The following is a 19,828-nucleotide window of genomic DNA, read 5'->3' as shown; positions in this document are numbered from 1 at the left end:
TTATTCCAAGACTAATAGTAAGTCACCAGAATTTACTTGATCGCCGTTGGCAACAAGTAATTCTTTCACAACAGCCTTACGCGGTGCTTTCAAAGTAGTTTCCATCTTCATGGCTTCAGAAATTAACAATAATTGACCTTCTTCAATTTCATCACCTTGTTGCACCTGAACATCAAGGATTGTACCTGGCATGGTTGCAGCAATATGATTTTTATTGCTATGATCAGCCTTACGACGAACAGCTGCCGTTGTTTGTGCATTAGCGTCACGTACAATAATTTCACGAGATTGACCGTTTAATTCAAAGAAGACAATTCGTTGGCCAGTTTCATCAAGTTCACCAATTTGAATCAAGCGGATGTATAAGACTTTACCCTTTTGAATTTCAACATTGACTGTTTCACCAGTCTTCATACCATAGAAGAAGCTTGGTGTTGGGATGATTGAAACGTCAGAATAGCGCTCAAGTTTATGACGGTAGTCTACAAAGACTTCTGGGTACATGATGTAAGATAACACATCTTTATCATCAACATCTTCGTCGCCTAAACGTTCAATCAATTCTTGGCGAGTGGCTTCAAAATCAATTGGCGCTAAGTGTTCACCTGGACGATCAGTAGAAGCTTTTTCGCCTTTTAAGATGATGTCAGATACATCTTGCGGGAAACCGCCTTCTGGTTGACCAATTTTACCTTTAAATAAATCAATCACAGATTGAGGGAAGTCGTATTTTTTCCCTTCTGCATAGAATTTCTCAATTGAAAGATCATTTTGAACCATGAATAAAGCCATGTCTCCAACTACTTTAGATGAAGGGGTAACTTTAACTATGTCACCGAATAAGAAGTTCACATCATGGTACATCTCTTTCACTTCGTTCCAGCGGCTACCCAACCCAACAGATTTCGCTTGTTGTTGTAAGTTAGTGTATTGACCACCTGGCATTTCAGTATCATAGATCTCAGTTTCTGGACCCTCTAAACCTGAAGTAAACTCATCATAGTAAGAACGCACACCTAACCAGTATTGGTTAATTTTCTCAGCGTTCTGTACATGAATATTTGGTTTACGGTCGTTATACTCCATAGCGTAGTATAGTGACTGCATAGATGGTTGTGAAGTTGTCGAAGCAAAGGCAGAAGATGCCACATCAACAATATCCACACCAGCACGAGATGCTTCAGCATAAGTTAAGATACCGTTGCCCGCAGTATCATGCGTATGCAAGTGAATTGGCACATCTACATTGTCTTTCAATTCTGAAATTAATGCATAAGCAGCTTGAGGTTTTAATAAACCAGCCATATCTTTCACTGCAATAATATCTGCACCCATCGCTTGTAACTCTTTAGCCAACTTCACATAGTAGTCTAGAGAATATTTAGTACGCTCTGGATTTAAGATATCACCTGTATAACACATTGTCGCTTCAGCGATCTTACCAGCATCTTTCACATATTGAATTGGTTTTTCAATTTGTTTCGTCCAGTTTAATGAGTCAAACACACGGAAGACGTCAATTCCTGAAGCTGCAGCTTGGTCGATAAAGGCTTTCAACGTGTTATCTGGGTATGAAGTATAGCCTACCGCATTTGAACCACGGAATAACATTTGTAGCAGGGTATTCGGCATTGCTTCACGCAACTGCGCTAGACGGTTCCAAGGGTCTTCAGTTAAGAAACGGAAGGCTGCATCAAATGTCGCCCCACCCCAAACTTCCATAGAGAATAGGTTTGGCAAAGCATCTTCCATCACTTTAGCTGGTTTCACCATGTCACGCGTACGCATACGAGTCGCAATCAACGATTGGTGCGCATCACGCATTGTCGTATCTGTTAATAATAGGTCATTTGAATTTTTAATGAAGTCTTGAACACCCTTAGCGCCATCACGGTCTAAAATTTGTTTAGCCGATAGGCCATTACGGTCTACTAGCTCAATTTTAGGGGTTGCGATGGTCTCGAAGTGCCCTTTTTCATTTTCAATACCCGGGAAGCCATTTACAGAGATGTCCCCGATGTATTGTAAGACTTTGTTCCCACGGTCGCGGTTACGTTCTTTAGGGAAATCAAACAATTCAGGTGTATTATCGATGAATACAGTGTTTGCAGTACCTGCTTGGAAGACAGGATGGTTTACAACGTTACGTAAGAACGGAATATTGTTCTTAACCCCACGCACACGATACTCTCTTAAGGCACGGTCGGTTTTGGCTACTGTATCTTCGAAATCTGTACCGTAAGTGATTAACTTAGCGATCATTGAGTCAAAGTATGGACTAACAACCGTATTTTGGAAACCATTACCCGCATCTAAACGGACACCAAAACCGCCTGGAGAACGGTAAGTATTGATTTTACCTGTATCTGGGAAGAAGTTGTTATTTGGATCCTCTGTCGTTACACGACATTGGATTGCAAAACCATTTAATGGTAAGTCTTCTTGTGCTGGTAAACCAATTTCACTTAAGCTTTCGCCTGCAGCAACACGGATTTGCGTTTGCACAATGTCCACACCAGTGATTTGCTCTGTAATTGTATGTTCTACTTGGACACGAGGGTTTACTTCGATAAAGTAGAAGTCATCGCCATCTAGTAAGAACTCAACAGTTCCGGCATTAGCGTAGTCCACTGAATCTAAGAAGTCACGGGCAGAATTACAGATTCGGTTACGTAATTCCATTGACATGTTTACAGTTGGGGCAACCTCAACCACTTTCTGATGACGACGTTGAACTGAACAGTCACGTTCCCATAAATGCATAGTGTTTCCTTGCTCATCAGCCATAATTTGAACTTCGATATGTTTAGGTCCTTCTACATATTTCTCAACGTAGGCTTCACCTGAACCAAAAGCTTTAGTCGCTTCAGAAACCGCTAGACGGTATTGTTCTGCTACTTCATCTTCTGAACGCACTACACGCATACCACGTCCACCACCACCTAGGGCAGCTTTGATGATAATTGGGTAACCAGCAGTTTTACCAAATTCAACCACTTCTTCAAGACTTTCAACTGGTCCATCAGAACCTGGAATCAACGGAATATTCGCTTTTTTAGCAGCTTCACGAGCTTTTACTTTATCCCCGAACATATCTAAAATTTCGTGTGAAGGACCGATAAACTTGATGCCCTCTTCCTCACAACGACGCGCAAATTCAGTATTTTCAGACAGGAAGCCGTAACCAGGGTGAATCGCGTCAGCATTCACATCTTTAGCAATTTGTATAATTGACTCGATATCTAAATAAGCCTCAACTGCTTTTTTATCCTTAGACAATAAATAAGACTCATCCGCCTTGAAACGGTGAACTGATCCTTCATCCTCTTGCGAATAAACTGCGACAGTATTAATGCCTAGTTCAAAACACGCTCGGAAAATACGGATTGCGATTTCCCCACGGTTCGCAACTAACACTTTATTTATCATATATAGTAACTCCCTCTCTTACGTCTCTCATTTCTTGACGCTTGTTTCCACTAGCCAATTGTATCATATTTTGACATATTTGAAATCATTTTGGTATCTAAAAATGAAAGAAATCTCATTTTTTTATCATAATTCTTTATAGATACATTATATCGACCAGTTAGAAAATCCTTGTTGCTATTATGGCATTTTTTTAGCGCTTACTCTATACCTAATCATTATAGGGAAGCTTAATATAGTTATTTAACGTTCTGAATACCGATTTTTTAACCCGATTTTCTCAAGCATAAATATGGGTAGTGGTGCCCAAATACTTTAAAACTTAGCTTTATTTCATAGAATCTAACCTTTTTAATAAATGTAAACAATTTTTTAAATTATAATCCAACTAAAAAAAGAGCAGCACTTTTTAAAAGTCTGCCCTTAGCATGCATACTAATTTTCAATTTCGTTCTGTCTATTGTGTCCTCTTCTTGCCCGAAGGTCACGCCGCCACGCTTGGTCTGAGGCAATAACGGACAAGGCAATCCCAATCATGATGCTGGTTACAAGTAGGCTGGAACCCCCGTAGGACATGAACGGGAAGGTAACACCAGTTAATGGAATCAGTCCTAATACCCCGCCCAGGTTTACAAAGGCTTGGATCAGGAAGTAAGAACCGACACCAACTAAAACTGCTTGGTCAAATGTCCGGCGCATCTTAATGGCTTTGTGGAAGATGTAAATAACCAGACCAAAGTACAAGGTTAGGACTAATAAAATTCCCCACAAGCCGAATTCTTCGCCAATAATGGCCATAATGAAGTCATTATGGGCTTCCGGTAGGTAACCCAGTTTTTGAATTGAGTTCCCTGCCCCACGGCCAAGAATACCCCCGTTTGATAAGGCATAATAGCCGTAAACTAATTGCATCCCCGTATCTTGGGCATCTGCGAATGGATTAATAAAAGAGGTAAAGCGAGCAACCTGATAATTATCGATATGTGATAAATCAAATAGATTCAAGACAATAACAACTGAAATATACACAACAACTGCTACTAGAACTGCTCTGGTCAGCCATTTCATTGTTAGGCCAGAATTTAATAGGAGGATTACAAATAAAGACCCAAGAATGAGTACCCCACCTACATCTGGGAAGAAGGTTACGAGCACTAACCAAATACCTATAGCTGCAGCCTCTTTTTTGTATTGAGTAATCAATTTAAATGGACTATTTATTTCAACAATCGTCTTCTGAACCTCATCCTTCGCTAAGAAATTAGCGACTAATAGAACCAAAGCAGGTTTTGCAAACTCTACTGGCTGAATGGAGAAGGCACCAACCCCAATCCAACCTTGAGCACCATTAATTGTTTCCCCAAATATGAAAGTGAAAACTAATAGGACCGTGACTCCTATATACATTAACTTTTGAACATGACGATGTCGCCATATTTTTGGCTTTGTAATATAGATGAGAATAATGGTGAACAAACCTACTACCGCAAAGAATATTTGCCTAACCAGATAGTAGTATGTCGCTTGACCTGATGAAGTCGCTAGGTAAGATGAAGCAGTTGTCACCATCAATAATCCAATTGTCAGCAGCAAGCCATATAATATCAGAATCTTCCCATCTAAATCTTCACAATGGGCAAGGACGCGTTTAAACCAAGTTGGTCCTTCATGATTTCTTTCTTTTTTAGCTTGCTTTTGATCCTTTTTCGCTTGCTTCCGCGCTTTTTTCGACTGTTTTTTTGCTTTTTCTTTATCTAATGCATTGGATTCTTTTTGTTTTTCTTTATTTGCTTGGGCTTTTTTTCTTTTAGATTCTGTTGGCACAATAGCCCTCCTTTATGGATTTTAAGTGATGTTAAATATCCGATGATTCTAGAAGTTAGCATAGGTATTTTTACCTAATACTCAGTTATCCATTATAGCATAATTACCTAATGTATTAGCGTAAACCTATTGCATTTTATAGAAAAATAAAACATGGTTTATTGGTCAACCTACTGTTAATCTTCTCAGTAAAAAGTTACCATAAAAAAGACGCAGACAGATGGTCTACGTCTTAAAGAATTATTTAGCTAGGCTATAGCGCATTAATCAAATTAACCTAAGTTTTTCTTTTTAGCTGCTTTTGCACGTTCAGATTCGTTTAAGATTGCTTTACGTAAACGAATGCTTTCTGGTGTTACTTCACAGTACTCATCTTCATCCATGAATTCTAATGATTCTTCAAGTGTCATTAGTTTCGGTGTTTTAATTGAAGCTGTTTGGTCTTTGTTTGAAGAACGAACGTTCGTTAAGTTTTTAGAACGGATAATATTTACAACAATATCTTTTTCACGTGTACTTTCACCAACAATCATACCACCGTATACTTGTGTACCTGGGTTAACAAAGATTGTACCACGGTCTTCAACTTGCATGATACCGTAAGTAGTTGCTTTACCAGTATCCGTTGATACTAAGGCACCGTTACGACGACCACCGATTGGTTCGTTGATGTATGGTGCATAGTGGTCAAATGTATGGTTCAAGATACCGTAACCATGTGTTAATGACATGAAGTAAGTGGTGAAACCAATCATACCACGAGCTGGTACATGGTAAGTTAAACGCGTTGTACCTAAACCTGTAGAGATCATGTCTACCATAGTACCACGACGTTGGTTTAAGGCGTCGATAATTGAACCTTGGTATTCTTCAGGTGTATCGATTTGAACTAACTCGAAAGGTTCAGATTTCACGCCGTCAATGTTACGGATGATAACTTCTGGACGAGATACTTGTAACTCGTAACCTTCACGACGCATGTTTTCAATCAAGATAGATAAGTGAAGCTCACCACGACCTGAAACAACCCATGCATCCGGAGATTCTGTATTGTCTACACGTAATGAAACGTCAGTATGTAATTCGTAACGTAAACGTTCTTCTAATTTACGAGAAGTTACGTGTTTACCTTCTTGACCTGCGAATGGTGAATCGTTTGTTAAGAAAGTCATTTGTAGTGTTGGTTCATCAATACGTAATGGCTCTAAAGCCTCTTTGATGCTTGAATCTACAACTGTTTCCCCAACGAAAATATCTTCCATACCAGAAACAGCAATAAGTTCTCCGGCTTTCGCTTCATTAATTTCAACACGCTCTAAACCTAAGAAACCGAATAATTTTGTTACACGGAAGTTTTTCTCAGTACCGTCAAGTTTCATTAAGGTAACTTGGTCACCTACACGGATAGTACCTCGGAATACACGACCAATACCAATACGACCAACGTAGTCGTTATAGTCTAGTAACGATACTTGGAATTGTAAACCTTCTTCAGAGTTATCAACTGGTGCTGGGATTTCTTCAAGGATTGTATCGAAGATTGGGTCCATTGTTTCTGATTGGTCAGCTGGATCGTCAGAAAGACTTGAAGTACCACTTAAAGCTGAAGCGTATACTACTGGGAAGTCTAACATTTCATCATCTGCACCTAATTCGATAAACAAGTCTAATACTTCGTCTACAACTTCTGATGGACGAGCTGATGGTTTATCAATTTTGTTAACAACAACGATTGGCGTTAAGTTCGCTTCAAACGCTTTTTTCAATACAAAACGCGTTTGCGGCATTGTACCTTCGTAAGCATCTACAACTAAAACCACACCGTCTACCATTGTCATGATACGCTCAACTTCACCACCGAAGTCCGCATGTCCTGGAGTATCCATGATGTTAATGTGGTGACCCTTGTAGTTTACAGCTGTATTCTTAGCTAGGATGGTGATACCACGTTCTTTCTCGATATCGTTAGAGTCCATTGCACGCTCATCAATTTTTGTACGTTCATCTAAAGTATCTGATTGTTCCAACAATTGGTTAACCAAAGTAGTTTTACCGTGGTCAACGTGGGCAATGATTGCAACATTACGAATATCTTCACGTTTTGCCATTTTTAAAAATTCCTCCATTTATATAATAAATACAAAATTTGTATCAATTATTTGTCAAGTTTATGAAACCGTTTTACCCTAAAACCCCTAGTTATAAACTTTAACAAAGTTTCTCGTAATAAAACCGCCATAATATCGTATCACTTATCAATTGAAATTACTAGTTTTTTCGATTATGTCGACCAAATAAATCACAAAGTTCAAGCCCCTCTTGATATGAAAAGTACAATGCTTGCTTATCTTGGACCCTTCAAATTTTCAATCATTCGTCGGTAGGCTGACGGGTAGGCTGCTAATACCTGATTTCGGTTCAATAAATCAACCGGTTCGCCAGTAAATTGCGACACTTGAATGCCCACTTCATTTGCCAAGACTTGGCCGGCAGCAATGTCCCAGGGTTGCAACCTTGGTGAAACGTAAGCGGCGATTTCACCCTTCAACAAGGCAATGATTTCAATGCCCGCTGACCCATAAATACGAAGACCCATAGATTCTTTGACTAGTTCTTGTACTTTATAAGCGTCAGTCATGATCATGCCCCCATTGACCGCAATCAAGGAGTCTTTTAGGCTTTTGTCCTTGAATGGTGGTTGAAAGACTTGGCTGTTTCGTTTAATCCCCTGACCAGCGATGGCTTCAAAGTAATCATCATTCATCACGTCATATACAACACCTAGCTTTCCAAGGCCGTTTTCGTAGTAAGCGACCATGATGGCAAAGTGATTTTGCTGTAGGACAAAATTGGCTGTGCCATCGATGGGATCTACAATCCATACACCGCCAGCCAGACTGGACGGGGTGTCACCCATTTTCTCCTCACCGATATAACGGTCGTCTGGAAAATTGGCTGCAATCTTGTTTCTAAATAGTAATTCAACTTCTTTATCTACGTTGGTAACAAGATCTTTTCGGTTGGATTTACTTTCTATTTCGATTTCACTATTCAATTGGTCATGGATATAGGTTGTCGCTTCTTCAACCCACTCTTTCACCAACGCTGCCCGCGCTTCTAACATTTACATGCCTCCTACTTCACCCTGTAATGATTCAACTTGTTCGCCTTACGGCATTGAAATGGTTTTGGTTTCCGAATTTCTTGCCTTTTTGATGGTGCCATAAAGCTGATAACCAGAAATTTTCTCAAAGCTGTTGCCTAACTGCTTCTCTTCCATCTTACTTGGGACAACTTCCTTAAATGCTTTATACCGATTCAGTAATTCCTCACGGTTGATGCTTGATTCATACGCCTGCTCTAAGCCATTCCACATCTTCACTACTGTCGCCATTTCTTGACTGGTCCAATCCAAATCGATTGGATATTGATAATTATTAGCCATCGTATTCCTCCGCTTCCGTTTTCATATTTATTATAGCGGAAAATATGTAAAAGAGATAACTTACCCATCAGTTTTTCAAGTTTTCATCGTCATTTAATTTTCAATTGATAAAGTTAGCAATCTTCAGCTTCCGCAATAGCAGCTTGCATTTAGTGTGTATGGGCAAAATAAGGGCTAGGTTCTCGCTTTATTTGATTGCCATCGCCCCGCCCCTCGGTTAAAATACAACTATCATTTAATGATTGGGGAGAAGTTTATTGAATATTAAGAAAAGTTTGAAATTGAGCTTGGCTGTTACCAGTGCTTTACTTCTTGCAGCTTGCGGAAATGGTGCAAGTGAAGATGCGTCATCTAGTGAAGCAACTACTGAAGAACCACGGGAATACTCAGTTGGTGTGGTTGGTGATGTGACGGCTGAAATTTGGGAAGATGTGGCGACACGTTTAGAGGACCAAGGGATTGACCTTCAAGTAGTCACTTTCTCAGAATACTCACAACCAAATCGAGCTTTAGAGGATGGAGAATTGGACTTAAATGCTTTCCAACACATCTCCTTCTTGAGCGCATACGCTAAAGACCTTGGTGATTCAAAGATTACACCGATTGCCTATACGATTGTGTCACCGATGTACATTTTCGCAGTTCCTGAAATTACTGACGTAGATGCTATTCCTGAAGGTGCTACCGTTGCAGTTTCAAATTCCGCAACTAACGCGGAACGTGCTTTCTTAGGCTTGCAAGATATCGGTTTAATTAAATTGGACGAGGATGCAGGTTTTGCGCCAACTAAAGCAGACGTTGTTGAAAATACGAAAAACATCAAAATCATCGAGATGGATCCGGCACAAATTGCACGCTCTCTTGGGGATGCAGATTTGATTACTATCGGGGGTGACATGTTGATGGATGCCGGATTGGACCCTGAAGACGCTATTTATGTAGATACTGATGATGCGTCAAATATTGACCCCGTGAAGAAAAATATCATTGCAACGACAGCAGACCAAGTGGACAATCCAGATATTCAAGCCATTGTAGAAGCTTACCAATCTGAAGAAACAAAAGTGAAGATTGAAGAAATCTCTGGTGGTAGCTCGATCCCAATTTGGTCAGATTCTGATAACCCACAAGCTGACTACGAAAAAGAGTTAGCTGAAAACTAATATCGCTTGTATAAATAAAAATGGCGTTAGGATTTTTTAGTCCTAACGCCATTTCTATATCTTACAGGGATCTTAATATTGGGTTCCTTCTAAAGTAAATACATCTGTAAGTCACTGCGTTACGAGTGCGATGCTCTACCAACTGAACTAAACCGGCATTCTTTGTGTTTTGAACTAAAGAGAATATTATAAACCTTTCAGCGAAAAATAACACAGATAGTTTTCAGTTTCAAGCTCATTCCTCTAGCTCAGGATTGTTAATCCCTAGAATACGTTGTTGGCGTTCCTCGATATTTTGAATATCTAGTCTTTCCGTAAAATTGGGACTCGTTAGATTAAACAGATAATTACTGTAATCCTTAATATAGTTTAGCTTCTTCGGATGTGCAGAATAAGCAACTGTCAACAAAGAGTCAAACAGTGCCACCACTCCAGAAATATCTTGCTTCATATAGTGAATTAATTGCCAATAACTTTCATATAAGTCTTTTGGAAAATTATTGAAATCATAAATCACGTTACCTCCCGAAGAAAATGTCTCATCAGTGTCTTCGCCCATTACCACAAACCTTCCTGGTATACTGGCAAATTTTGAATCCAACAAAGCCTTGTAGTTTAAGATATAAATGGCGGTATTAGGATCATTTATGCCTGGCGAAACCGCCCTCAGAGCTACTTCAATCAATTTAGCTCGAGCAAAATTTGGATCGTACATAGAAGAAGGTTTTTCTTCATAAGTTAGGGTGCGGTTTATTACCGCTTGGAGCTGTGATTCATCTTTAACTTTTCGGTTAGTGTATAAATCGACTAGCGGCTGATTTGCGGAAATAAACTCTCCTATTCTTAGATGTAGCACTATGGTGCCTTTGAATTCCTTGCTCAGTTCAACTAGTCGATTAAAATTAATATATTCAACATAACCACTCTCGTTAGCCTTTACTGTGAAGATGTGTAGCGTGTCTATTTGAGGAAGATGATCCAACAAAGGCATTTCTTGAAAGTATTCAATCGTTTCATCCGCAACTGACTCGGCCTCCTTGTACAATTTAGTCACAAGATGGTTCAATTGTACGGATATTGCCACATTATAAACGAACTTCGTAAAATAAAAAACGCAGGCAAGGGCGTACAATAAGGCAATGGAGGCCGAAACAACCAAATATTCATCTTCTGAATTGCGCATAAAAAACAAAGAGGAAAGACAATAAATAAAACCACCAAGAAAAATCCCCAAAGTTTGCATAGATGTTTTCTGTAAGAGAAAATTCTCAACAATCCGGGGACTGAAATTAGATGAGTAGAACGAAATGACCGATAACATCGTCCCAAACGTGAAGGTTGCCACTGAAAAAAGGGAACCCGCTAGCAGGCTCAGGATTGATTTGGCCAGATTGACGCTCGTTAGAAAAACAGTCGGGAAATAGTCCACCACATTTATCATTCTGGTGTCGAGCAAGATAACACCAATCGCTAAAATGAAAGAAAAGAGCACGTTCCCTCCTAGAATAAGCCAAATACGTTTATCTTCAAAAAATAAGCCAAATGCCTTGACCATGTTCTATAACCCCTCCTTTGATAGAATTATTTTCTCTATCATACCACTCGCTCCTTAGGAATGTCTTCTTTTCAGCCGTACTTTTTCTGATGTTCTTTCTTCAACTTTAAATACGCTTCATTTTTCCTCACAATTTTCCACTTCTCTTCAAAAATGGTAGCTGACTTTGCTTTTTCTTCGTCTATTATTCTTTCTTTTATGTCGCCATTTTCATCATATTTGCGACCACCTTTGTAATTGGCGTAACGTCTAGATCTAGTGTAGCCCATTTGAAGAAACTTCCGACTCATATCCATACCCACAAAATCACCGGCTGCCTGGTAATCCAAAAACAGCTGGTAGATTTTGTCAGAAGATACTTTAGCAATTTCTGGAGTCTTAAAACGCCAATGTGGTAGTATCTCGCTTTTATAAGGTTCTACCAGAAGCACCCCTTGTTCTCCTCGGCCCACTCGATACAATTCAGGCTGGTCCCGGAAGTTTATCTGAGCGAAATCCAGTTCATAATCAAAGGCCATGTCCCCCCCCCCTCATGTCGATCCATTTCACTTTTTCTGTTTAGTTTTGTTACTAAACATGACGTTAATTTTGTGTTCCAGGCAACTATCTTGTCTGCTCCTAACCGGAAGACAAAAAAAGCTAGATTCGTAAAGGTCTCGCTAACATTTGTCTGTAAATTGTTTTCAATTTTATCATCATTTATGATACGCATGCCCGTATCAGTTGTCACTGCGGTTTTTAATCGCAATTGAGTCGTTACGGATTCCTTATCTACATCAGCTATTTCTTTTAATTCATCTGGTTCTATAATAAATAGTGCCGATGAGACTCAATTGAATCTCACCAACACTATTTATTATAAAACCACAAAAATAAACCCCACCAAATATTGATTTGATAGGGTTTGATAACTTATTACATATGAATTGGCATACCCAATAATCCTTCAGCTGCATCCATTACAGCTTCGGATAATGTTGGGTGGCCATGAATTGTTAAAGCGATGTCTTCTGCGTTCATGCCTGCTTCGATTGCTAAGCCAACTTCAGCCATAACGTCTGAAGCAGAGATACCAACCATTTGCGCACCAACTAATACGTCATCTTCTTTAGTCGCTACTAAGCGGATGAAACCTTGGCCAGCGTTTAATGATAATGCACGACCGTTACCAGCTAATGGGAATTTCACAGTTTTCACGTCTAAACCTTGATCTTTAGCTTCTTTTTCAGTTAATCCATAAGACGCTAATTCAGGTGTAGTGTAGGCTACCGATGGCATTACTTTGTAGTCAATAGCTGCTGGTTTACCAGAGATTGCTTCGGCTGCAATCTTACCTTCGTAAGATGCTTTATGCGCTAAAGCCGCACCAGGTGTGATATCACCGATTGCGAAGAAGTTTTTCAATGAGGTACGCCCTTGATTATCAACTTTTACTAAACCACGTTCAGTTAATTCAACCCCAATTGCTTCTAACCCTAAGTCTGCTGTATTCGCACGACGACCAACAGATACTAATACATAGTCAGCAGTTATTTCTTTAGCTTCACCTTTCACTTCGTATTTAACTGTTACTGAGTCACCGTTGTCTACAGCTTCTTTCGCCAACGCGTTGACAGTTGTTTCAATACCGATGTTCTTCATTTCTTTTTCTACAACTTTTACCATATCTTTTTCAAATGTTGGTAATAATTGAGGAGAACCTTCTAAGATTGTTACCTTAGAACCTAGGTTAGCGTAAGCCATACCTAATTCAGAACCGATAACCCCACCACCGATAACAACTAAGCTTTCAGGAACTTCTTCAAAGTTTAAAGCACCTGTTGAATCTACAACACGGCCGCCAAATTTGAATCCAGGGATTTGGATTGGTGTAGAACCTGTTGCAACGATTGCGTTGTTGAATGAGTATAATTGGTGAGAATCATCGTCACCCATTACGGTAAATTCATTTTCGTTGTTGAAGTAAGCTTCACCACGGATGATTTCAACTTTGTTCTTTTTAAGTAACATTTCAACACCAGAAGTTAACGTATTTACTACTGTATTGTTCTTCCAGTCTTGTGTTTGCGCGAAGTCTAATTTAACGTCACCAGAAGTTACACCAAAGACAGCGTCGCCGCCTTTAGCGTTATGGTAAGCATGACCAGCTTGGATCAAGGCTTTAGATGGAATACATCCAACGTTTAAGCAGACACCACCGATGAACTCACGTTCAACGATAGCTACTTTTTGCCCCAATTGCGCGGCACGGATGGCAGCTACATAGCCCCCAGGTCCAGAACCAACAACAACTGTATCTAATTCAATTGCGAATGCGCCTACTACCATTCTAAAATCATCCTTCCATTAATAATAATTCAGGGTCAGCCATTAAACGAGCGATTTCATTAAGCGCTTGTTGACCAGTTGCACCATCAACGATACGGTGGTCAAATGTTAATGATAATTTCAATACGCGACCAGCAACAACTTCACCATCAGCATTAACTACTGGTTCAGATTTGATTGCACCGAAACCTAAGATCGCTGTTTCTGGGTAGTTTAAGATTGGTGTGAAGAATTCACCACCAACAGAACCGATGTTAGAGATAGATACTGTACCGTCAGCCATGTCTGGCCCTTTAAGTTCGCCAGCGTGTGCTTTAGCAGCATTCTCATTGATGATATCAGCAATATCAAACATTGAACGAGTGTCTGCATTCTTGATGTTTGGCACGTATAAACCTGCATCTGTATCTGTTGCGATACCAATGTTGTAGTAATGTTTGTGTACAAACTCTTGGCTTGCATCGTCGATTGACGCGTTTAATTGAGGGTATTTCTTAACTGCAGCAATTAAAGCTTTCACTGCGTATGGTAAGAATGTCAATTTAGTACCACGTTCAGCCGCAACGTTTTTAAATTTCTTACGGTGATCCCATAATTTAGAAACTTCAACGTCTTTGAACAATGTAACAGAAGGTGCTGTATGGTTAGCAGTATCCATTGCTTTAGCGATTGCTTTACGCATCGGTGTCATCTTGATACGTTCTACACGGTCTGAATTATCAGCAACTGCTGCTGGCGCTTTCGTAGCTGGTTTAGCTGCTGGTGCTTCTGGTGTCGCTGCAGCTTGTGCAGTTTCTCTAGCTGGTGCTTCAGGCGCAACAGCTGCTGCGCCGTTAAAGTTGGCAACATCTTCACGTAAGACACGACCATTTTTACCAGTACCCGCAACAGCTGTAATGTCAACCCCTTGTTCACGAGCAAATTGACGTACAGAAGGCATTGCTAATACGCGTTTGTTAGGGTCAGAAGCAACTGGTACGTTACCAGCTGATGCGTTTGTAGATACGCCAGCTGCTGGATCTGTTGCTTTTGTTTCTTGTGCAGGTGATTCTGGTGTAGAAACTGGTGCTGACGCTTCTGAGTTATGACCAGGTGCATCGATTTCAGCTAATACATCACCAACGTTAGCAACTGTTCCAGCTTCAACTAAGATACGAACAATCTTACCTGTTACAGGAGAAGCTACTTCTTCAACTGATTTATCGTTTTGGATTTCAACTAATGAATCTTCTTCATTTACGTCGTCGCCTTCAGCAACTAACCAAGAAACGATTTCACCTTCAGCCATACCTTCACCTACGTCTGGTAAAGTGAATTGGTATACGCCGCCACCTGTTGCAGGGGCAACTGGTGTTTCCACCGCTGGTGCAGGTGCTGCAGCTTCTTCTGCAGCCGCTGATCCAGCTGCGTTATCCTCTAATCCTTCACCTTCAAAAGTGATTAATGGCGTACCAACCATGGCAACATCACCTTCACTGTAATGTAATTCAGTTACTTTACCTGAAACTGGTGAGTAAATTTCTTCTACTGATTTATCGTTTTGGATTTCAACGATTGGATCTTCTTCGTTGACTTGGTCGCCTACAGCTACTAGCCATGAAACGATTTCGCCTTCCGCCATACCTTCGCCGACATCTGGTAAATTAAATACAAAGGCCATATTTGTTATTCATCCCTTCTAATTTGAGTTCAAAGTTTATATGTTAACAAGTAATAAAGGGGGCTTTGACATCAGTGTCACGCCCCTAATCCCTATTTGCCTGTAATTTCGTTAGCAGCTGCAACAATGTCAGTTGCATTTGGTAACCAAGTATTTTCAGCCATACCGAATGGAAAGACTGTATCTGGCGCAGCTACCACTTTAATTGGTTCTTCTAGAGATAAAATGCTACGTTGAGAAATTTCTGAAGCCACTTTATCCGCAATACCCGCTTGACGTTGTGCTTCTTGTACGATTATTACGCGACCAGTTTTTTCAACTGATTTTGTAATTGTTGCCATATCTAATGGAGACACTGTACGTAAGTCAACGATTTCAGCAGAAACACCATTTTTACCTAATTCATCAGCCGCTTTGATTGCTTCACGAACCATGTAGCCATAAGCAATGATTGTTAAATCAGAACCTTCTTGAACTAGGTTAGCTTTGCCGATTTCTAGTTCGTATTGTTCTTCAGGTACTTCTTCACGGAATGAACGGTAAAGTTTCATGTGCTCTAAGAATAATACTGGGTCGTTATCACGAATTGCAGCAGTTAATAAACCTTTAGCATCACTTGGGCTAGATGGAATAACAACTTTCAAACCAGGCGTTTGTGCCATTAAACCTTCTAATGAGTCCGCATGCATTTCTGGTGTATGCACACCACCACCAAATGGCGAACGGATAGTGATAGGTAAGTTACGAGTTTGGCCCATGCGGAATCGTGTACGGTTCATTTGACCAGCAATTGAGTCAAATACTTCAAATACGAAACCAAAGAATTGGATTTCCATTACTGGACGGAAACCGTGTAATGCCATACCAATTGCCATACCACCGATAGCTGATTCAGATAACGGTGTATCGCTTAAACGTTCTTCGCCATATTTGTCGAATAAACCTTTAGTCGCACGGAAAACACCACCGTTTTTACCAACGTCTTCACCAAAAATATATACTTTTTCATCGCGAGCCATTTCTTGGTCTAGCGCTTCAGTAATCGCTTCGATCATTGTTAAGTTAGCCATAATTATTTAGCCTCCTTTGCTGAATATGCTTCAATTTGTTCTTGAATATTTTGTCCAGGCACTTCGAACATGTTTTCTAAGAATTGCGTAACTGTTTGTTTAGGTGCCATGTCAGCTTCTTTCGCAGCTTCCTTGATTTCTTCACGAACTTGTTCTACATATTCATTTTCGATTTCTTCAGACCATAGACCTTTACCTTCTAAGAATGCACGCATACGGATTAAGGGTTCACGTTTAGTCCAGCTGTCGATGTCTTCTTGCGTACGATAGATCTTAGGATCATCACCTGACGTAGAATGAGCGCCTAAACGGTTTGTAACTGTTTCAATTAAAACAGGGCCGTTGCCAGCTAATGCCCATTCACGTGCTTGCTTAGATACAGCGTAAACCGCTAAAGCATCGTTACCATCCACTTGAATACCTGGGATACCTACAGATACCGCTTTTTGCGCTAAAGTTTCAGCAGCTGTTTGTTTGTAACGAGGTGTTGAAATCGCAAAACCATTGTTTTGGATAAAGAATACGACTGGTGCTTTGTAACGAGAAGCATAGTTCATACCTTCGTATACGTCACCTTGGGATGAACCACCGTCACCTGTATATGTGAATGTTACAGCTTTGTCACCATTTAACTTTTGTGCACGAGCAGAACCCATCGCTTGGATGTATTGTGCGCCAATGATAATTTGTGGTGGCATTGCATTTAGATCAGCCGGGTAGTTGTTCCCTTCAACATGTCCACGAGACCATAAGAATGCTTGAGAGATTTTTAAACCGTGAGCGATTAATTGAGGGATATCACGATATCCTGGGAATAACCAGTCATCTTTAGTAAATGCAAAAGAACTTGCCATTTGAGAAGCTTCTTGACCTAAAGTAGGTGCGTAGAAACCTAAACGACCTTGTTTTGCCAATGCCATTGAGCGTTCATGAAGTGTACGTGAGAAAACCATACTTTTCATTAACTCAACTAATTCTTCATCTGATAAATCAGGCATGATGTCAGGGTTAACAACATTGCCATCTTCATCTAAAATTTGAACCATTTGAAATTGGGCACTGATAGCATCTAGCTGTGCTTCATAATCCACTGGTAATTTAGCCATTTGTAACACATTCCTCTCTTTTATAAAAATTACACATACTGTCGTTAATCTGTGTTATTTTATTTACCTTACTGATTTACTTTATCAAATCATGCGAGCCTTTTCAATCTTTTTGCAATTTTTGCAACAAAATCTATTATAATACAGAAACCATTATCAGAAAACCCTTCCATTGTTAATTTGATAGTAATATTCATCTTTTACTACAACCAAGCCTTTTTTGATTAAATAGAAAATAGATTGTTTTAAAGGTGTTTTTAAACTGTAATAGTCATTGTTAAACTTCTGTTTCACCTAGTGAATTAGTTTACATAGTATGGTTTTTTTGCATTCAAAGTCTTTTTATGAGAAAATATACCAGTTATGATAGAAGAAAAGGAGTTGTTCAGATGATTACTATGGAAGATATTATTCGCGAAGGACATCCTACCTTACGCAAGAAAGCTGAAAAAATTACTTTCCCAGTTTCTGATGAAATTCGTCAGTTAGCTGATGATATGATGGAATTTTTACGCAATAGCCAAGATGAAGAATTAGCTGAAAAATATGGTTTACGTGGTGGCGTTGGGATTGCTGCGCCACAATTAGATGTATCTATTCAAATGACTGCCCTATTAGTGCCCGACTTGATGGATCCAGAAAATGCCGAGCCATTATTAAACGGTGTATTCTTAAATCCGCGCGTTGTCAGCCATTCTGTTGAAGGTGTTTGTCTTCGTGAAGGTGAAGGTTGTTTATCTGTTGACCGCGACGTACCAGGTTATGTTCCTCGTCACGCCCGCATTACAGTTACTTACAACGATATTGACGGTAACGAATATAAGAAACGTTTCTCAGGCTACCCAGCCATCGTATTGCAACATGAAATTGACCACTTAAATGGGATCATGTTCTACGACCACATCAGTGAGGAAACACCATTCGCCCTTGACGAGCATACCCACTTGTTAGGCGACGAGTAATGTAAGATTAATTATTTATCAATATACGAAAAAATGATGCTGGATTTCGATTCCGGCATCATTTTTTTGCGTTATTTGATTTCGTCTTGTATACGGGCTAACAGTTCAACTGCTACACCGACTTTACTTTGTTTTTCTAAAAGATGCTCACTATCTTTAGTGATTAAGGTCACTTGATTGTCATCTGTATTGAAGCCGATTGTTTGGTCTGAAACGTCATTTGCTACAATCATGTCGACGCCTTTTCTAACCAACTTATCGCGCCCGTATTCAATGACATTTTGTGTTTCAGCAGCAAAGCCAACGGTATAATGCCCTTCTTTAGGCAGACTAGATAAAATATCAGGATTTTCGGCCAATTGAATGGTCAACCCATCTTGATTAGATAGTTGGTCTTTTTTCATCTTTTGATCAGCTGGATGGGCAGACCGGTAGTCAGAAACAGCGGCAGACATGATAACAATCTCCTTGTCTGTGACATATTCGTGCATGGTGTCATACAAATCTTGTGCTGATTCGACGGTGACCACTTCTATGCCGGGTAGAACAGGCAGATTTTTAGCATGGTCAGTACGGACTAGGGTCACTTGCCCGCCAGCAAGGGCGGCGGCATTGGCGATAGCCAAACCCATTTTGCCAGAAGAACGGTTGGTCAAGAAACGGACGGGGTCTAATCTCTCGGTAGTCCCGCCGGCTGAAATCAATAGTTTATGACCGGTTAAATCAAGATTTTTAGCCTGCTTATCGATGGCAATGTAAGCTAATAAGGCTTGGAACACGGCTTCAGGGGCTGGCATCCGGCCTTTACCCTCATAACCTTCTGCCAGGAATCCGGTATCTGGTTCTACCACAATATGGCCGTCTAAACGGAGTTGGTCAACATTACGCTGAGTAGCTGAGTTGGCCCACATTTTCTCGTTCATAGCTGGCACGAATAAGAGAGGCGATTTCAAGGCCAACATCATGGATAATGCTTCGTTATCCGCAATGCCATTAGCAAATTTTCCAATTGTATTGGCGGTCGCTGGCATAACGATAGCGTAGTCAGTCCAATCAGCTAAAGCGATATGGGCCACAGTATCGGGGCTATTGGCCCCTTCAACTAATGGTGGATATTTGATTAGAACTTCAAAGGTAAATGGTGTGACAAATTGCTTAGCAGACGGTGTCAAGGCCACACGCACATTAGCCCCCGCTTTAATGAGGGTACGGACAAAATCTGGGATTTTATACGCCGCGATGCCACCTGTGACAACAACTGTTAAATTTAATCCTTTAAGCATGGT

Annotated in this window: 14 protein-coding genes; 2 read left to right on the top strand and 12 right to left on the bottom strand. The window is 40.2% G+C overall.

The window, feature by feature from the left end; genetic code table 11:
• From ACFW0C_RS06880 to ACFW0C_RS06860, 5 genes are all read right to left on the bottom strand, one after another.
• Complete coding sequence (locus ACFW0C_RS06880) at positions 1 to 3,429, bottom strand: pyruvate carboxylase (protein WP_378106428.1); 3,429 nt, start codon at positions 3,427 to 3,429, stop codon at positions 1 to 3.
• Positions 3,430 to 3,864: 435 nt separating this feature from the next.
• Complete coding sequence (locus tag ACFW0C_RS06875) at positions 3,865 to 5,253, bottom strand: FtsW/RodA/SpoVE family cell cycle protein (RefSeq protein WP_378106426.1); 1,389 nt, start codon at positions 5,251 to 5,253, stop codon at positions 3,865 to 3,867.
• 272 nt (positions 5,254 to 5,525) lie between these two features.
• Positions 5,526 to 7,361 carry a translational GTPase TypA gene (gene typA / locus ACFW0C_RS06870; RefSeq protein ID WP_326133115.1) on the bottom strand — a complete coding sequence of 612 codons (1,836 nt, stop codon included), beginning with the start codon at positions 7,359 to 7,361 and terminating at the stop codon, positions 5,526 to 5,528.
• A 236-nt stretch (positions 7,362 to 7,597) separates the two neighbouring features.
• Positions 7,598 to 8,377 carry an inositol monophosphatase family protein gene (locus ACFW0C_RS06865; RefSeq protein WP_378106425.1) on the bottom strand — a complete coding sequence of 260 codons (780 nt, stop codon included), beginning with the start codon at positions 8,375 to 8,377 and terminating at the stop codon, positions 7,598 to 7,600.
• Positions 8,378 to 8,422: 45 nt separating this feature from the next.
• Positions 8,423 to 8,698, bottom strand: a complete 276-nt coding sequence (locus tag ACFW0C_RS06860; protein ID WP_378106424.1) for a UPF0223 family protein — start codon at positions 8,696 to 8,698, stop codon at positions 8,423 to 8,425.
• A 257-nt stretch (positions 8,699 to 8,955) separates the two neighbouring features.
• Between ACFW0C_RS06860 and ACFW0C_RS06855 the strand changes: the two genes are divergently transcribed.
• Positions 8,956 to 9,861, top strand: a complete 906-nt coding sequence (locus tag ACFW0C_RS06855; RefSeq protein WP_378106422.1) for a MetQ/NlpA family ABC transporter substrate-binding protein — start codon at positions 8,956 to 8,958, stop codon at positions 9,859 to 9,861.
• Positions 9,862 to 10,096: 235 nt separating this feature from the next.
• Here ACFW0C_RS06855 and ACFW0C_RS06850 read toward each other — a convergent pair whose 3' ends face one another.
• From ACFW0C_RS06850 to pdhA, 6 genes are all read right to left on the bottom strand, one after another.
• Positions 10,097 to 11,416: a DUF2254 domain-containing protein gene (locus ACFW0C_RS06850; RefSeq protein ID WP_378106420.1), complete on the bottom strand. Its 1,320-nt coding sequence runs from the start codon at positions 11,414 to 11,416 to the stop codon at positions 10,097 to 10,099.
• Between the two features lie 71 nt (positions 11,417 to 11,487).
• The gene (locus ACFW0C_RS06845; RefSeq protein ID WP_378106418.1) at positions 11,488 to 11,934 is read right to left on the bottom strand and encodes a DUF4385 domain-containing protein; all 447 of its coding nucleotides are present in this window, start codon (positions 11,932 to 11,934) and stop codon (positions 11,488 to 11,490) included.
• Positions 11,935 to 12,331: 397 nt separating this feature from the next.
• On the bottom strand, positions 12,332 to 13,744 hold the full coding sequence (gene lpdA, locus ACFW0C_RS06840) for a dihydrolipoyl dehydrogenase (RefSeq protein ID WP_378106417.1): 1,413 nt from the start codon (positions 13,742 to 13,744) through the stop codon (positions 12,332 to 12,334).
• 7 nt (positions 13,745 to 13,751) lie between these two features.
• Positions 13,752 to 15,404 (bottom strand): 2-oxo acid dehydrogenase subunit E2, encoded by a 1,653-nt coding sequence (locus tag ACFW0C_RS06835; RefSeq protein WP_378106415.1) that lies wholly within the window; start codon positions 15,402 to 15,404, stop codon positions 13,752 to 13,754.
• A 92-nt stretch (positions 15,405 to 15,496) separates the two neighbouring features.
• Entirely contained in the window at positions 15,497 to 16,474 is a 978-nt protein-coding gene (locus ACFW0C_RS06830; protein ID WP_378106414.1) for an alpha-ketoacid dehydrogenase subunit beta, read from the bottom strand.
• A gap of 2 nt (positions 16,475 to 16,476) precedes the next feature.
• Positions 16,477 to 17,580, bottom strand: a complete 1,104-nt coding sequence (gene pdhA / locus ACFW0C_RS06825) for a pyruvate dehydrogenase (acetyl-transferring) E1 component subunit alpha (RefSeq protein WP_378106412.1) — start codon at positions 17,578 to 17,580, stop codon at positions 16,477 to 16,479.
• 389 nt (positions 17,581 to 17,969) lie between these two features.
• Between pdhA and def the strand changes: the two genes are divergently transcribed.
• Positions 17,970 to 18,542: a peptide deformylase gene (gene def / locus ACFW0C_RS06820; protein WP_378106410.1), complete on the top strand. Its 573-nt coding sequence runs from the start codon at positions 17,970 to 17,972 to the stop codon at positions 18,540 to 18,542.
• Positions 18,543 to 18,613: 71 nt separating this feature from the next.
• Here def and coaBC read toward each other — a convergent pair whose 3' ends face one another.
• A complete protein-coding gene (gene coaBC / locus ACFW0C_RS06815) occupies positions 18,614 to 19,825 on the bottom strand; it encodes a bifunctional phosphopantothenoylcysteine decarboxylase/phosphopantothenate--cysteine ligase CoaBC (protein WP_378106408.1) in 1,212 nt (403 codons plus the stop codon).
• Positions 19,826 to 19,828 lie beyond the last annotated feature (3 nt).

Origin of the sequence: Aerococcus sp. NPDC058936 (assembly GCF_042741995.1) — a bacterium.
Taxonomy (GTDB): domain Bacteria; phylum Bacillota; class Bacilli; order Lactobacillales; family Aerococcaceae; genus Aerococcus.
Note: the sequence above shows the minus strand (reverse complement) of the source record. Positions and strands in the feature narration are given on the sequence as shown.